Source organism: Paenibacillus sp. M2 (genome assembly GCF_046713495.1).
Lineage (GTDB): Bacteria > Bacillota > Bacilli > Paenibacillales > Paenibacillaceae > Paenibacillus > Paenibacillus amylolyticus_B.
In genome coordinates this window covers 3,391,719-3,406,781 of the sequence record NZ_CP169648.1, presented here as the reverse complement: position 1 = coordinate 3,406,781, position 15,063 = coordinate 3,391,719, and the positions used below count along the sequence as shown (strand labels likewise).

The window sequence follows — 15,063 nt, the reverse complement described above, 5'->3', positions numbered from 1 at the left end:
GAAGACCGGCAGTTTTGTCAGCCGGCATTCGCTCAGGTAATCAGTAAGTTCTTATTTGTTATTCCAGTCGTATCCTCTTAGTTCAATTATTGAATTGGGGCCAGGAAAGGTTAATTCTATCTTTTGGTCCAGATAGGATACGGTTACTCTTGATTCTGCAATAGAGCGAATTCTGGTATTGAATAGACGACCATTATTCCATTCCAGATCTATTTCAAATCCGCCACGAGCCCGAATACCACGAATATATCCTTTTGGCCACGCTGCTGGTAAAGCAGGTAACAATCTGATCACTTCGTTATGACTCTGGAGAAGCATCTCTGCTATCCCTGCAGTACCTCCAAAGTTCCCATCAATTTGAAATGGAGGATGGTCACAAAACAGATTGGGTAACGTGGAGGAACGTAGAAGTTCCACGATGTTATCGTGTGCAAGTTCCGACTCCTCTAATCGTGCCCACATGTTGAGAATCCACGCCCTGCTCCATCCTGTGTGTCCACCACCGTGTTCCAGTCTTCTGTCGAGTGTTACACGAGCTGCCTTGGCCAGGTCAGGCGTTGATTGCAACGTAATTTGCGTTCCAGGATGCAAAGCGAATAAATGGGAAATATGTCTGTGACCCGGTTCCAATTCATCATAATCGTTACTCCATTCTTGGATCTGGCCATGTTTGCCAATGGAGGTCTCCGGTATTTTGGTTAAAGCACCACGGAGTAATTCTCCAAATTCCTGATCCTCTTGCAAAATCCGGGTACTTTCAATACAACGCGTGAAGAGTTCTCTAATAATCTGATTGTCCATTGAAGCACCAAAACATAAAGCCCCCGACTCTCCATTATCTAATATATAGCGATTTTCCGGTGAGGACGAAGGACATATCACCCAATTGCCGGAAGGATCCTCTATTAGATAATCCAGAATAAACATAGCCGCATCTTTCATCGTGGTGTAAACTTTTTTAAGAAATTGAACATCCTTATTGTATTCGTAGTGGTCCCATAGATGTAATGAAAGCCATGCTCCTCCCATGGTCCAAAACGTCGATGTCATGCATACATCCTGCGGAGCAGCGTCTGCCCAGATATCCGAATTGTGATGAGCAACGAACCCCTTGCATCCATACATGGTTCTAGCGGTTTCCTTTCCCCGGACTTGCAGTCGATCTATAAAATCAAACAATGGAACGTGACATTCAGACAGATTGCAGCTTTCTGCAGGCCAGTAGTTCATCTGTGTATTAATATTAATCGTATATTTGCTATCCCATACAGGAAGCATGTCTTTATTCCATATCCCTTGAAGGTTTGCCGGTAAAGAACCTGGACGACTGCTTGAGATAAGCAGATAGCGACCAAATTGAAAGTATAGACTCATCAGTTCCGGATCATGCTTGCCAGCTCTAAGCCGCTCAAGGCGCTGATCGATTGGAAGTTCGGAATATACAACATCTTTATTTTCATCTTCGAGATGTATATCCATCTTTTCGAATAAGGATTGATAGTCCGAGACATGATCGGCGAGCAGTTCGCTATATGGTTTTGCGGAAGCAGCATCAATTCGGCGGAGGCACTCCACTTCGAGTTGTTCCTTGGGTACTCGGAAATCCGTGCAAGCCGTGATTAGAATAGTCGCTGAATTACCATTCTTCAGAGAAAGCTGACCGCTTGAATAATGAACCTGCCCTCCTTCAGATATAAGGCGAATCGCACAACAAAATCGAATTCCTTCTTCTCCCCCACTTCTTCCCCGGATGATCAAGTCATTCGTTCCACGCTTCTCGATCCGGTCCAGATAGGATTGGAAACCAACAGGATGCTTAAGAATATCGGAATAGGATGTTGATTTCAGAACGGTTCCCCTGCCAAAAACAGTGGAGAAAGATAACTTTCCAGGCACGCTAGATTTGAGATGAACAACGAGCACTTGATCCGGGTAGCTAGCAAAATATTCTCGGCTGTAAATGGATTGATCTGCGGTATAATTCACGTTTACCTTGCCTTGTTCCAGATCGAGATGTCTTTGATATCCATTTGGTTCATGTTCACTGTGATCCATAGCGATATAGAAGTCCCCTAATGGCTCATAATGCCTTTGCCCGTCAGGAACACCTACCAGAGTATCTGCTGCGAGTTCTTCTGCTTCCCTAATCTTACCGTCAAAAATCAGGCTTCTGATCTGAGATAAAGATTCAAGTGCTTGAGGATTATTCCGCTGCATCGGACCACCATACCACAGACTATCTTCATTAAGCTGAATTCTCTCGATCTGTGTTTTCCCAAAAATCATGCCTCCAAGAGTTCCATTTCCGATAGGTAATGCCTCTTCCCATCTTCCAGCAGGTTGATTAAACCAGATATTTTTGGTCTTCACGTTAAAACCTCCAACGAATTATAATTCCTCACATTTTCATGTTTAGTGTGTTCCGTTTGTATGTTCTTTCAGTGTACTGTAATCTCTTAAACATCTAAATGAACAAAATTAACTTGAATTATCACAATCTTATCCCAACATTAGAGGTGTAATCGTGAATTCCGAAACTGACAGTACAGGTAATACATTGATGATCCTGATGTGTACAAGGTTGACATTCAGTCCACGAAGTTTCAAAATAAAGTTTAGGGAGGTTAAATAAATGGATGATAAAATGAATGATCAAGGTGGTACCTTTTTTTCGATTAAACGGATTTCTCGTGACTTAACCCATCTCACCAACCAAATGTGTGCTAAATTAGAAGACGGACTCTCTTCTGCTCAGATAGATGTATTACGCTGTTTATGGAAAACAGGAGATGGACTTACTCAAAAAGAGATATTGGAAAAGTTAAATATCCGTCCTGCATCATTATCAAATCTTATTGACTGCTTGGTTGCAGGGGGCTGGGTGACCCGAAAGGTTGATTCAAAAGATGCACGTGTAAAAAGAATATTTCTCACAGAGACAGGCAAAGCGCAAGAGGAAAAGAATTTGCATACAATTGATGTTATTGAACAGAAGATGCAAGAAGGATTTACAAATGAAGAAATATCCTTAATGCGAGTCTGGCTAAAACGAATGGAAAAAAATATAAAAAGATAAGCTATTGACAGAACTCTTAGCTTCACTTTATTATTTAGTTTACCTAAATAAATATTATAAAGAGTGAGATTGAGGTGATAAGACTTTAAAAAATTGAAATACTTGATATGTTACACTGTTATATTATTTAGTTTACCTAAACAGTTATTTATGTAGTAGCACTTGGCAGTAAAGCTGTTACAAAGCGTCATTGTATTAACAACGCTCCCAATCATCTTGAAATAAGCATACTGCCCTTCTCGCTGGAGTATTCAAAGTTGTGTTTTATTGTCCAACATTTTCAGAATTACAAATTATCGATTACAAGGTGGAGTACTAAAATGAGTAAAACATGGAAACTACAAATATACTTGCTTACCCTGATCAGTCTTTTAGTTGGCACTTCGCAAAATGTCTTTGTGGGCATTTTGGACAAAGTTGCTGATTATGCTGGTGTAACCGTCTCTGCTGCGGGTCAGCTTGTTACCCTATTTGCATTAGCCAATGCAATAGGCACGCCTATCATTATATTAGCAACAGCAAAGTTAGACCAACGTAAACAGTTGATATTGGCTCTCGCATTAACTGTTCTCGGAAGTGCTATGACGGTCATTTTTTCTGGTTTCGGATTTTTGATGCTGTCACGCATTGTACTCGGAGTTGGAATGGGAGTCTTTATTGTCACTGCTTTTTCCCTCGCAGCAAAATTATCACCACGAGGTCATCAGGCGAGTGCCCTGGCTACTGTGACAATGGGATTTAGTGCTTCTCTTGTCATTGGAGTCCCCATAGGCCGTTTCATTGCTGCATCATTCGATTGGAAGATAATTTATTGGGGCATCGGTCTCTTATGTCTTCTAGCAATTTTTGCCGTCGCTAAAATGATTCCTGCAACAAAAAACGAAGCGCCAGTTCCTCTCGGCAAACAACTCGCACTTTTGAAGAATTCAAAGATTACTTTCTCTCTCTGCGTGACATTCTTTTTATTTATTGGATACGCAGTGTTTTATACGTATATTACGCCTTTCCTGAATACCGTCTCACCGATGAGCGAACGAGCATTAAGTCTTACTTTACTTGTTCTCGGGATTGCAACATTAATTGGCTCCAAGCTCGGTGGATTTATGACGGATCGTTTAGGCTTCGCCCGTACACTATTTTTCGGTATGTCTGTTAATGCTCTTGCTCTTATAATGCTCTCTACCATAGCAGGGTCGTATATTGTCACTTTTGTTTTGCTTATGGTTTGGGCAATTGCTGCTTGGACATCAGGGCCAACCCTGCAGTACAACCTCGTCTCAATTGCTCCAGAAGCGTCTGGAATTATACTTAGCTTAAACAGCTCCGTCCTGCAACTTGGGATGGCTACGGGCGCAGCTTTCGGAGGGCTGGTCACTGCTGGATTATCCATTCAATCAGTCAGTTTGGTAGCCGCTGCTTCAGTTGTCGTTGCAATTAGTATTTTTGCAATTTCATTCGCTTTGTTCCGTTCCAATGCCAAGACCAGATTAACGGATAATACTCATGTTTCAACAAACGAAACAAGTTAAAATGAAAGGGGAAGATATACATGAAAGAGAAAAGACAACTTAAAATCGGTGGTACCATAGATGGAGTTGGCTGGAACTATATAGGTTGGCGTCACCCGGATATGCCCGCTAATGCTAGTGAGAGCATAGAATACTATGTACAAAAAGCTAAAAGATTAGAAGAAGGAAAGTTTGACACCATCTTTTTAACTGACGTCAGCCATATAGGACCGAATATGATCCCACATTATCTAAGTATGTTCGAAGGTGTTACTATTCTCTCTGCATTAAGCATGGTGACTCATTCAATCGGGCTAACTGCAACAATTGCTACTTCCTATGCAGATCCATTTACCGTTGCCCGACAGATGGCTTCTTTAGATAAAATTAGTAATGGACGTGCAGGCTGGAATGCCATAACTTCAAATCCGGGTGGATTAGCAAATTATAGCCGCACCCATCTTTCAAAAGCAGATTTGTATCCTATGAAAAAAGAGTTCTTAGAGATTGTTGAAGGCCTGTGGGACTCCTATGAGGATGACGCTTTTATTCGGGATAAACAAAGAGGTATATTCTTTAATCCGAAAAAAATGCACGCTCTAAACTTTAAAGGGAATTATTTTTCAGTGGATGGTCCGTTAAATATTAGCCGTTCGAGACAAGGAAGACCCGTGATTTTCCAAGCTGGCTCCTCTTCAGATTTCATGAATATTGCTGCAAAGCATGCTGACGGAGTATTTCTCCCTTCTGATGACTTAGAAGATGCTAAAGCATTCAGTAATGAGGTAAAAAGAAGGGTCGCATTAGAAGGCCGATCGCCTGATGATTTCATAATTACACTCTCGCATAATCCGATTGTAGGACGCACAGAAACAGAAGCTGAAGAAAAATTTCAAGAATTAGAAAGTTTAATGCCTGGGTACAGAATACCTAAACCTAAATTTTTTGGTTCTGCAGAAAAAGTAGCGGATCAAATTCAAAAATGGTATGAGGCAGGTGCGATGGACTTATTGAAGATCAGACAGGAGCATCCTTCAGGATTCGATGACTTCATCAAATTTGTTATTCCTATTTTGCAAGAAAAGGGAATTTTCCGTACGGAATACGAATCAAACACTTTACGTGGTAATTTAGGTTTGCCCTATCCAGAAAATAGATATTCAGTTTGAAAAAGAATAGTTGCAACTGATGTGAACTCGTTTATATCATGATTAATTACTAAATAATCAGTCGAAGCGTTTTTTGAAACCCGTTAATCTGTGATGTGATGATTAACGGGTTTTTTGTTGCGGAATATCAATAAGGATCTGTATTGAAGGATTGACCTGTCAAGTTCGAAAACTTCACGAAAAACATAGATTCTGGTGCAAGGATGGATACAAACTCATCCCCAGAAACACTTATCATTCTTCTGTAATAATGGTAGATATTGCTTTTTTACTCAACAAACTTTTTCTCCCTGCTGTTGAAATTATAATAATATCATACCTATCAAAACCTTCGATTATGCCTTTAAGATGAACACCATTAGTCGTTATAACAGTACACATCTTGCGGTAATTCTGGAAATTTTGCAATAGATTATCTTGTGTATTGTCTTCTAACTCAAATTGTTTATTAGACATTCCGTTATCCCTCTCTCTCACTGGTATTGGAATGGATTTTCTTTTCATCAACCAATCTGGATGGCGTGGAATCATTACCTTCAGGATCAACCACAGATACTGCAAGCATTGTAGTTAGAAGTCGTCCTCGGATCATTTTCAAGTAATTTTGCCGAAGTTCCAACTGTTCTGATTTCTCCTGGTCGGTCAGTTCACTATTCCTTTGTTTTCAGCTTAATTCATTAGTTCTGTCCAGATATGGGATCAGCATGTTCATACGATCCTCTATTTTTAGTTTGTGGAACCAAGCTTGACTACACTCGGGAATTATATTAAGCAAGCTAAGTATTTATCGAAAAAATAGAGAGTCACACTATATTCCTCTCCATTTGTTGCATGAATTGCCTCAATATCAGCCGATCTTCCGAAGAAATGGATTGAAGTAGTTTCTCTTGCTGCTCTCTCCATTTATGCTCAACCGGTTTTTCTAATTCTTTGCCCTTATCGGTTAGAAAGATACGCATGATCCTTGCATCCTGTACATCACGTTTGCGATATATAAATCCATTCTGCTCCAGTGATTTGACCATGTTTGTAACCGTTGGTGGTTCGCATTTCATATGTTCACTTAGTTGCATCTGTGTTACCCCATCACCCAACCACAGCCGATACAACAAATTATCTTGTCCTACATATAAATTAAGTTCCCGAAGAGATTCACTATAGTTTCGACGCATTTGGGAGGAAATTCGATCTAAAGACTGTCGAATTTCACAATCTACTATATTTGTCATGAACGATTCCTCCCTAACATCCGAATTATATTTAGCAGACTAAATGTATCATGGAGATATACAGGTGTCAATTCACCTCTGGTAACAATGAAACTAATAGTCTTGGAAGGATGAAATTAATGGTCTGTTGTTGCTTGGCTCGCCATATCGTTAAGTTGCGTTACAAAAGCTCCTTCATTCGGACCTTGATTATCACGAATCATTTTCGCTTGTTCCACGAGAACTTCTTCAGCATCCGTACCGAGTAATCTTATGGTTTCTTTAATGAATGCTTCAAGTGGCATCGCATGTGGATCGTCACTAAGATCTGCCATGAGTTCTGTTTGAACCCCAGGTGGTATAATTTCTAATACTTTTACTGTTGTATTTTTAAGCAAATAACGTTGTGATAAGGTATAAGAATGGAGCGCTGCTTTGGTCGCGGAATACACTGCAGTCGCTGCGTACGGAATAAACCCGATTGAAGAAGTCGTATTAATGATCACAGCTTCTTCTTTAGACTTCAAATGTTCAATTAATGAAGATGTCATTCGAATGGGTCCAAGCAAGTTTGTTGAGACCGTTGAAACCAGAACCTCTTCGTCAATCACACCTGCAGCCTCATCGAAAAGCATGATGCCGGCGTTATTAAATAAGACATTCAACTCAGGGAAGTCCCGAATAAGTTGCTTAGCCGTTGCCTCAATACTGGAAAGATCCTGTATGTCCAGTTCAACTGCAGACATTCCGGGATTAGCACTAAGTACTTCCTCCAGACGCTCTTTTCTTCTACCCGAGATGATTACTTTATTTCCAAGCTTGTGTAAAGCTTCTGCCAATGCACGTCCAATTCCTGAGCCGCCACCTGTAATGAAGATCGTGTTTCCTGTAAGTTTCATTTTAAAATCCCTCCAATATTTAGTTTTCTTAATCACTTTGTAGTTTTATTATTTACACTGTTAGATGAAATCGTTACTTACTATTAACCTTGCACTTTAAAGTTTCTGAATGGACTAACCACCTTCTTAGTATTATACTATTACAACAATAGTTGCTTTAGTAGTTCAATTGTATCCGGAATATCATTGAGGAACAACCAACAATGCGAGTCTTTTGTTGGTTTAAAAAAAGGGAGATAGATTCATGGGACTTAAAGTAAGAAATATTCGTACAACTCGAACAAGAGAATCCATTTTCGAGGCGCTTTTCGAACTGATGGAAGAAAAAGATTTTGATAAAATCACCATACAAAACTTAACGGAACGGGCCCAAATCAATAGGGCAACATTCTATGCTCATTTCCAGGATAAATATGAATTGTTGGATGAGATTATAAAAAAATCAGCAGAAGAACTTATTCAACAACATACTAATGGTGTGTGTGCATTTACCAAAGACAATATGATGCACTTGGTATTCGCAGCATTTGAGTATCATCAACAAGTCAAAAAGAAATGTCGAAGAAACTATAATAAAATTATTCCTCTTCTCTCTTCAAAATTAGTCATTGCACTTAAGCAGTATTTGGATCTTTGTATGCAGGACATAAACTCTGATGAACGTACTTTGTACGCACAAATCTATGCTAACATGATAAATGAAGCAGTTACTCTGCATACTGCGGAACAAACTAAACTAACAGAACGAAGTATAGCAGAGCATATTGTTCGAATGATGCACCAAAACTAAACGATAAAATGAGAGCAACATCAGTAGCCACTGTTACTAATGTTGCTCTCATTTTATCTCATAGTTTTGAAGAGGCATCAAACCAAGGAATTTTAGGTCTGCACGGTTTCAGCCTACAATAGCTTTTCGTCAAGTATTCACACTATAATTCTGACTCATATCGAGGAAAGCAGATCGAAAGAATGTGAACAACTCTAAAGTTCAGGAAGATTGGATTTATCGTTAAACTTATTTTTTGGCAAAACCTTGCTTGTTCAAATAGGCCATCATTTGCGGCTGAATACTTCTCTCGAGGTGATCCTGGATATGGTCACTCCATCCTTTTACTTTTTTCACAGTGAAAGGGGCTCTCGTCGGTCGATTTTCATAATACTTCAACATCGTTTCATCATAGATAGCTAATTTCTCTTGATCAAGAGATTGATACTGATTCTCAAGTAAAACCATGGATTGAGGCAGCCGAGGTTTAAGCTCAGGTTTATCTCCATCTGGATGACCGATGCACAGCCCCACTAAAGGAATCACATATTTCGGTAAACCTAATACATCAGATAGCTCGTTAATATTTGCTCTGACCGCACCAATATACACCCCGCCGAGCCCCATGGATTCGGCCGCGGTCAATGCATTTTGTGCCACCAGTCCTGCATCGAATGAACCGATTAGCAGAAATTCAATATATTCGATATCCACATCCGGAGCGATTTCATGATTTCGGTTGAAGTCTGCACAGAATATCCAAAATTCGGACGCTTCTTCAATATAAGGTTGATCAACACAGAGATGTCTGACTTTTTTTCGAAGCACTGGATCTGTGATTCGAATAATGGATACCGCCTGCAGAAGACTGAACGATGAAGTTTGATTCGCTGCCTGAAATATTGCATCTATTTGTTCCTCAGTTAGGGGTTGAGATGTGTAAGAACGAAACGATGTATGATTATGAAGCAATTCGAGTGTGTTATTCATTAAAAACCTCTCCTTTATTCTTTGATTCCATATTCTCTCGTAATATTTTCCTTCATATTCTTTTTGGTTAGGATTAGAAATATTGACGTTCACCTGTCTGTGCTGATTTTTCGACGGCATCCAGTAACTGATGAAGTTTCACCGCATCTGCAAAAGTAGGTGCTAAGGTCGTACCTTCCTGAATATCTTGGGCGAACTTACGATAAGCCTGAGCCATGTTCAGAACAAATCCGGAGTCGTTATATAGAGAATGTGGAGCCGAGTAATAGGCATCGGGAATGGTTAGTTCGCGAAGCTCGTTGTCCGTAGATCCTGCACCGCGTAATTGATGTGATCCGAATTGAATGGATGCAGGGGCGCTCAGAACAATCGTGCCGTTGTCTCCGAAGATTTCAAGTGTAAGTCCTGTCTGATGTTTAACTCCACCTTGAATATGGACACTGGCTGCTGCCCCATTAGTCAATTTCCCTGTAATCATGATCTGATCATCCGTTGTTTTCTTGATGACTTTCTGAATATCAACCAATTCAACTTCTGGAAACTGTTGAGCTGTGGTAGCAGACAATTCTGTAAAGTCCCCAAGCATGTAAGTGAAGGCATCCAGATTATGGCCCCCTACAATGGTCAGCAAGTTCCCTCCAACTTTTCGGTCATACAAATACGCAGTCGACTTGTCACCAACGCCACCCATGCCATCTATAGCGATCTTCAGGTTGGCAGATAACACTTTACCGATATAACCTTCTGTCAATAAATCTTTTACATATTGAATGGCCGGGGCTTGTCTAGCCTGTAATCCAATCGCATTTGGCAGTTGGGTAGATGATACCCATTCCTGCATTTCAAGCGCTTCCTCTGTATTCGAACCCAAAGGCCATTCACAATAGATTGGTTTGCCAGCAGGCACGACGGCTTTAACGGCGTTATAATGTTCCTTGACATTAATACTTACAACAACCATATCCACATCAGGGTGCTGAGCCAACTCCTCCATATTATCAAAGCCATGATCTGCCCGGAAAGCTTCTGCGCTTTTCTTCGCACTAGCCATATTGCTTGTCCCCACTGCTGTAAGCTCAAACTCATCCAAATGCTCAATAGCTGGAATGTGTGTACCACTCGCCCACCCATTATTAATGGAAGCCCCTATGATTCCTGTACGAATTTTCTTACTCAATGTATAACATCTCCTTTATTTTAAATAACAAATTTCTGATTGTTACTTCGTGTATTGATTTTCAGGGTAAGGTAGACCTAAATTCCCCCGAAGTGTGTCATCCTCATATTCCTTGCGGAATATGCCTTTATCTTGCAAGATGGGAACAACCAATTTAATAAAGTCTTTAAATCCTGCTGGATGATCTTGTCTAATGAGCAAGATATCCATGACGCCTGCTCTATACCAATGTTCGATTTGTTCGGCAACGTGCTCCGCCGATCCTATTAACCCAGGTTTCGGCATTCGATAACCTTGTGGCATCCATGATTCGATTTCCCTTAGCTTTTCGAGAGCCTCTTTCTCCGTTTTACCAACGATCGGGTTGTGAGAAGGCATCATCAACAGATCATGTGGTGAACGCCCTTGATTTTGAACTTTACGTGTCAGTTCAGCAGTGAATGCCTTGAGGTATTCCAGATCATGTCCAGGTGCCATGATGACTTCAGCATGCTGTGCAGCAATATCCATGAACTCCGGGGAAGTGCCGGCTTGAAAGACCACCGGTCTGCCTTGCTTCGATCGACTGATATTTAAAGGACCCTCCACGGAGAAGTAATTCCCGTTATAATGTAGAGGATGCATCTTACGCGGATCATAAAATACCCCACGTTCCTTATCACGTATAAAGGCATCGTCTTCATACGAATCCCAAAGGCCTTCAACAATTTCCAAAAACTCTTTTTTCATGGGATAAAGATCTGCTTTTCTTAAATGGGACCGACTGTAATTGGCTAACCCTCCCGGATTCGAGGTGATCGCATTCCACCCTGCTCTGCCCTTGCTAATCTTGTCGAGTGAGGCGATTTGCCTGGCAACTGTAAAGGGATCAGCATATGAAGTCGCTATGGTTGCAGCCAAGCCAATGGAATGTGTTACCATACTTAGTGCAGACAAAATGGATACGCCCTCAAACATACTTAGATAGTGTGGGATCATGCCAGGTCCAATATGACTTACGTCTGCCAAAAAGATGAGATCGAACTTTGCCTGTTCAAGTTGTATGGCTTTCTGTACGTAATACTCAATATTTTCACTGGCATCTGCTGGAATAGCGGGGTGTCTCCAACCCGTGTGATTCCAACCCACGCCATCAATAATTCCTCCTAATTTAAGCTTTCTTTCTTCCATAGTTGAATGATCTCCTTTTCACGAGTTCACTTATTCCCCTGTGATAAACCTAATTCTTTTGCCAATAATTCATGGCCTTTCTTGCGGCTCTCTTGATTCGGATAAAAGTCTGCAATCATAATTTCGTCCACTAAACTTGCTTTCGCAAGCTGCCAAAGGTGCTCCGCAACTTGTTCGACACTTCCAATCACAAAGCGATCTTTATTACGTTCCCTGGCCAGCTCTTCATGAGGCGTATAGGTGTGATTTTTGGCTTCTTCCGGTGTAGGGAAAGTAAGGTTTCTCGTCCCCGTACTCATCTGTGCCCACATTAACTCAGCTGGTCCTGCGATATATTTAGCCTCTTCTTCCGTTTCGGCTGTAATAACGATTGTCGCTAACATACTTTGAGGTTCCGTAAAATAAGACGAAGGCTTAAAATTCGCATGATAAGCTCTCAACACAGGAATAGCCAGTTGCGGTGCCAAATGTGCAGCAAATACAAACCCTAATCCTTTTTCCAAGGCAAAATGTAATCCACCCTCGCTAGATCCTAGCATAAACAGATCTGGAACCATGGAATGATCTCCCGGAGGATGGATGGAACTAAACGGGTGGTTTTCTTTGAAGTCACGGGCAAAGAAAGAAAGCAGGTTATCTAATTGCTCTGGAAAATCATTCACTTCCATTAATTCTTGAGACCTCAACAATGCCAACATGGTTCTGCCATCCGTGCCTGAAGCTCGTCCAATCCCGAGGTCAATCCGCCCTGGATATAATCCTTCGAGGAGCGTAAAGTTTTCCATCACTTTCAAGGCACTGTTATTCGGCAACATGATGCCACCTGAGCCTACTCGAATGCTTTTGGTATGAGCTGCCGCATGCAAGCTCAGTAAATCTGGTGAGGTACTCATCAAGTTTTTGGTGTTATGGTGTTCTGTAAACCAATATCTGTTAAACCCCCACTGTTCTGCGAATTGAACCATTTCTGTCACGTTCTGAAGGCTTTCTGAAGCCTCAGATCCTGCATAGATATGAACAAATTCCAAAATCGAAAGTTTTAGTCCATTTGCTGTATTCACATCGGATACACCTTTCTGAGTTATATTTATTATTTAGCTTGCTAACTATAGGATTAAAAAATATAATAATTACTTAGCCTACTAACTATAAAACCAAATGAGTTTATATTTTTACACTTTAGTCAAACTAAAATGGTTTTGTTTTGATTCTTGAACCAATCATAAGTGTATTCGTTTCGTTTGCAAAGAGGGCAATTTAAATGAACATAGTACATCTTTTTGTACCTTTGGATCAGGAGTGATATGAATGAGAGTTTGCAACGAAGGATTTGAACAAGAGTTTATAGATGGAAAAAGTGACATGTACGCCATAGCTTTTACTCAGAATGTCCTCTCTGGGCGTTGGAAATATTTTATCTTATGGTACCTAAAAGACGAAACACGTCGATATACGGATATCAAAAAATTCCTTGGAGATCTGTCTCAAGGCTCCCTCACAAAGCAGCTTAAAGAATTGGAGAATGATGGTGTTATTCAACGTGATGTTTATCCGGAAGTTCCTCCGCGAGTTGAGTATTCGTTAACAGACAAGGGAATGAAGTTACTACCGATCCTTGAAAAGATGGAGGACTTCGGCAAAGAATACGGCTAGGCAACTTAATTGAAATGGATAGCTTAACCCAAAAAAGCCGCAAATTTAGCGGCTCTTTTACTCTGAAAAATTTCTATTCTACTTTATAATCAGTAACTACATCAAATTCTCCAATAATATTGTCTCCTTCTACATCATACAAATGAATCGTTCGAACAGTACCATTCACTTGTGTTTGTGCCAAGGCTTCTTCGATGGTAGTGATTTTAGGTGTAAGATCTTCAGCTTTTAGATAACCTTCGATTCCATTGGTGCCAATTGCAGCAATCAAATCGGGTTCAACCCCAATGATTGGTTCAGATAATGCTGAGCCATAGGTATCGCCCTGTGAATTGACATCATATTTAGTTTGAAGCAATAATTCGTGAATCGTTTCCGATGTTTCAGTGTTGTTTTCAAATAAAACATTTGATGAATTTACGTTCGATAACTTTAAGTTTGGCGATTTGTATCCAGTATACCGTGTGTATCCATTCCCATTATAGAATTCACCAACGTTCTGAGCATAATACGTCGTTTTAGTCGTTATTCTTGGAGAGTAGACAAAAAAACTAGAGGTTTTCGACGTATTATATGTCATGGAACTTGAAGCTGTTAAGCTTCCGCCAGATGTGTACAATCTAGCCATAGCTCCCATATATCCATTTGGAACACTTGCTGAAGCCTTCACTGATGCAACGGCTTCAGCAGTCGTACCTGTAGTGAAATTTCGAGTCCATACTTCAGATGTGAAAGTGTACGTGTGTCCCTTAATTTTGGGTGTACTATACGGTGAAGATGCAGTATTAGCCAGGACTGTTGAAGATGCCAAAAATAACGATAGAATACAAATCATTACCGTACTAACTTTCTTCGTTTTTCTCTTATTCATAGTTTATCCTCCTCATAATAAAAAATATTTGGATTATAGTTTCAATCTTTAATCCCTCTCTGTAAATATATTAAATTTATTGTAATAATTAGATTTATTTCCCTTTTATCATAGCACTGTTCCAGTTTTTTTGAAATAGATTCGCTAGTTTTCTTGCCTTAACATCAAAGACATACTTTTGACACCTTGCTCCGGAATTCACGAATCGCTCCTTTTCAGCTCTGCCATTCGATGTGGGTCTCTTCCTTATGGCTGGATGTCTTATGATATATTATATTAACAGGCATCGAGCACATCCATGTTTAGTAGCAGTTGTATCACCTCTCATATTGACTATTGTAGAGTGGATCGCCAAAGATTACTGAAAAGTGTGGTATTTTAATGGGAGGAACATCATCTGGTCTTATGCTTCGTATTTTAATCCCTATGGTGATGGCTTATGTATACAGTTTGATCTTCAACAAAATGTTCAAACCAGGTAACCCTTCATAAAGTATGTATTCTCAGCAAGCATAGGCAAATCAATAGATCAATAGGGTTCCATATTACTTATCTTTGTTAAAGGGTGGATGA

At 40.3% G+C, this 15,063-nt stretch carries 14 protein-coding genes and 1 pseudogene; 5 read left to right on the top strand and 10 right to left on the bottom strand.

Features of this window, described 5'->3' with window-relative positions; all coding sequences use genetic code 11:
* Positions 1-51: 51 nt before the first annotated feature.
* A complete protein-coding gene (locus ACETMN_RS15540; RefSeq protein WP_411736315.1) occupies positions 52-2,370 on the bottom strand; it encodes a glycosyl hydrolase family 95 catalytic domain-containing protein in 2,319 nt (772 codons plus the stop codon).
* A gap of 262 nt (positions 2,371-2,632) precedes the next feature.
* On the opposite strand from ACETMN_RS15540, the gene ACETMN_RS15535 reads away from it, so the two are divergent.
* From ACETMN_RS15535 to ACETMN_RS15525, 3 genes are all read left to right on the top strand, one after another.
* Entirely contained in the window at positions 2,633-3,076 is a 444-nt protein-coding gene (locus tag ACETMN_RS15535) for a MarR family winged helix-turn-helix transcriptional regulator (protein ID WP_100526269.1), read from the top strand.
* A gap of 320 nt (positions 3,077-3,396) precedes the next feature.
* On the top strand, positions 3,397-4,605 hold the full coding sequence (locus tag ACETMN_RS15530; protein WP_237175360.1) for an MFS transporter: 1,209 nt from the start codon (positions 3,397-3,399) through the stop codon (positions 4,603-4,605).
* Positions 4,606-4,625: 20 nt separating this feature from the next.
* Complete coding sequence (locus tag ACETMN_RS15525) at positions 4,626-5,753, top strand: NtaA/DmoA family FMN-dependent monooxygenase (RefSeq protein WP_411736314.1); 1,128 nt, start codon at positions 4,626-4,628, stop codon at positions 5,751-5,753.
* 234 nt (positions 5,754-5,987) lie between these two features.
* Here ACETMN_RS15525 and ACETMN_RS15520 read toward each other — a convergent pair whose 3' ends face one another.
* The 4 genes and pseudogenes from ACETMN_RS15520 to ACETMN_RS15505 all read right to left on the bottom strand — a co-directional run bounded on the left by ACETMN_RS15520 (position 5,988) and on the right by ACETMN_RS15505 (position 7,860).
* Entirely contained in the window at positions 5,988-6,257 is a 270-nt protein-coding gene (locus ACETMN_RS15520) for an RNA chaperone Hfq (protein ID WP_411736313.1), read from the bottom strand.
* Positions 6,214-6,405 (bottom strand): annotated as a pseudogene (locus tag ACETMN_RS15515) (DUF896 domain-containing protein); the annotation flags it as partial. The gene ACETMN_RS15520 and the pseudogene ACETMN_RS15515, both read right to left, overlap by 44 nt.
* A 151-nt stretch (positions 6,406-6,556) precedes the next feature.
* Positions 6,557-6,982 (bottom strand): MarR family winged helix-turn-helix transcriptional regulator, encoded by a 426-nt coding sequence (locus tag ACETMN_RS15510; protein ID WP_100526265.1) that lies wholly within the window; start codon positions 6,980-6,982, stop codon positions 6,557-6,559.
* A 116-nt stretch (positions 6,983-7,098) separates the two neighbouring features.
* Complete coding sequence (locus ACETMN_RS15505; protein WP_411736312.1) at positions 7,099-7,860, bottom strand: SDR family oxidoreductase; 762 nt, start codon at positions 7,858-7,860, stop codon at positions 7,099-7,101.
* A 244-nt stretch (positions 7,861-8,104) separates the two neighbouring features.
* On the opposite strand from ACETMN_RS15505, the gene ACETMN_RS15500 reads away from it, so the two are divergent.
* Positions 8,105-8,650 carry a TetR/AcrR family transcriptional regulator gene (locus ACETMN_RS15500; RefSeq protein ID WP_100526263.1) on the top strand — a complete coding sequence of 182 codons (546 nt, stop codon included), beginning with the start codon at positions 8,105-8,107 and terminating at the stop codon, positions 8,648-8,650.
* Positions 8,651-8,878: 228 nt separating this feature from the next.
* On the opposite strand, the gene nfsA is transcribed toward ACETMN_RS15500, so the two are convergent.
* The 4 genes from nfsA to ACETMN_RS15480 all read right to left on the bottom strand — a co-directional run bounded on the left by nfsA (position 8,879) and on the right by ACETMN_RS15480 (position 13,027).
* On the bottom strand, positions 8,879-9,619 hold the full coding sequence (gene nfsA / locus ACETMN_RS15495; protein WP_100526262.1) for an oxygen-insensitive NADPH nitroreductase: 741 nt from the start codon (positions 9,617-9,619) through the stop codon (positions 8,879-8,881).
* A 73-nt stretch (positions 9,620-9,692) separates the two neighbouring features.
* Positions 9,693-10,796: a Gfo/Idh/MocA family protein gene (locus tag ACETMN_RS15490; protein WP_100526261.1), complete on the bottom strand. Its 1,104-nt coding sequence runs from the start codon at positions 10,794-10,796 to the stop codon at positions 9,693-9,695.
* 42 nt (positions 10,797-10,838) lie between these two features.
* Positions 10,839-11,966, bottom strand: coding sequence for an NtaA/DmoA family FMN-dependent monooxygenase (locus ACETMN_RS15485; RefSeq protein ID WP_100526260.1), 1,128 nt, complete (start codon positions 11,964-11,966; stop codon positions 10,839-10,841).
* Between the two features lie 26 nt (positions 11,967-11,992).
* On the bottom strand, positions 11,993-13,027 hold the full coding sequence (locus ACETMN_RS15480; protein ID WP_411736311.1) for an LLM class flavin-dependent oxidoreductase: 1,035 nt from the start codon (positions 13,025-13,027) through the stop codon (positions 11,993-11,995).
* Positions 13,028-13,274: 247 nt separating this feature from the next.
* On the opposite strand from ACETMN_RS15480, the gene ACETMN_RS15475 reads away from it, so the two are divergent.
* A complete protein-coding gene (locus ACETMN_RS15475) occupies positions 13,275-13,619 on the top strand; it encodes a winged helix-turn-helix transcriptional regulator (protein WP_074095086.1) in 345 nt (114 codons plus the stop codon).
* A 73-nt stretch (positions 13,620-13,692) separates the two neighbouring features.
* On the opposite strand, the gene ACETMN_RS15470 is transcribed toward ACETMN_RS15475, so the two are convergent.
* Positions 13,693-14,490, bottom strand: coding sequence for a hypothetical protein (locus ACETMN_RS15470; RefSeq protein WP_036615847.1), 798 nt, complete (start codon positions 14,488-14,490; stop codon positions 13,693-13,695).
* Positions 14,491-15,063: the final 573 nt, after the last annotated feature.

What these genes read in the sequence shown, in the direction of transcription:
- ACETMN_RS15530 (WP_237175360.1), top strand. Translation starts at nt 3,397, where the DNA reads ATGAGTAAAACATGGAAACTACAAATATACTTGCTTACCCTGATCAGT.
- ACETMN_RS15535 (WP_100526269.1), top strand. Translation starts at nt 2,633, where the DNA reads ATGGATGATAAAATGAATGATCAAGGTGGTACCTTTTTTTCGATTAAA.
- ACETMN_RS15485 (WP_100526260.1), bottom strand. Translation starts at nt 11,966, where the DNA reads ATGGAAGAAAGAAAGCTTAAATTAGGAGGAATTATTGATGGCGTGGGT.
- ACETMN_RS15510 (WP_100526265.1), bottom strand. Translation starts at nt 6,982, where the DNA reads ATGACAAATATAGTAGATTGTGAAATTCGACAGTCTTTAGATCGAATT.
- ACETMN_RS15470 (WP_036615847.1), bottom strand. Translation starts at nt 14,490, where the DNA reads ATGAATAAGAGAAAAACGAAGAAAGTTAGTACGGTAATGATTTGTATT.
- ACETMN_RS15520 (WP_411736313.1), bottom strand. Translation starts at nt 6,257, where the DNA reads ATGAAAAGAAAATCCATTCCAATACCAGTGAGAGAGAGGGATAACGGA.
- nfsA (WP_100526262.1), bottom strand. Translation starts at nt 9,619, where the DNA reads ATGAATAACACACTCGAATTGCTTCATAATCATACATCGTTTCGTTCT.
- ACETMN_RS15505 (WP_411736312.1), bottom strand. Translation starts at nt 7,860, where the DNA reads ATGAAACTTACAGGAAACACGATCTTCATTACAGGTGGCGGCTCAGGA.
- ACETMN_RS15475 (WP_074095086.1), top strand. Translation starts at nt 13,275, where the DNA reads ATGAGAGTTTGCAACGAAGGATTTGAACAAGAGTTTATAGATGGAAAA.
- ACETMN_RS15500 (WP_100526263.1), top strand. Translation starts at nt 8,105, where the DNA reads ATGGGACTTAAAGTAAGAAATATTCGTACAACTCGAACAAGAGAATCC.
- ACETMN_RS15525 (WP_411736314.1), top strand. Translation starts at nt 4,626, where the DNA reads ATGAAAGAGAAAAGACAACTTAAAATCGGTGGTACCATAGATGGAGTT.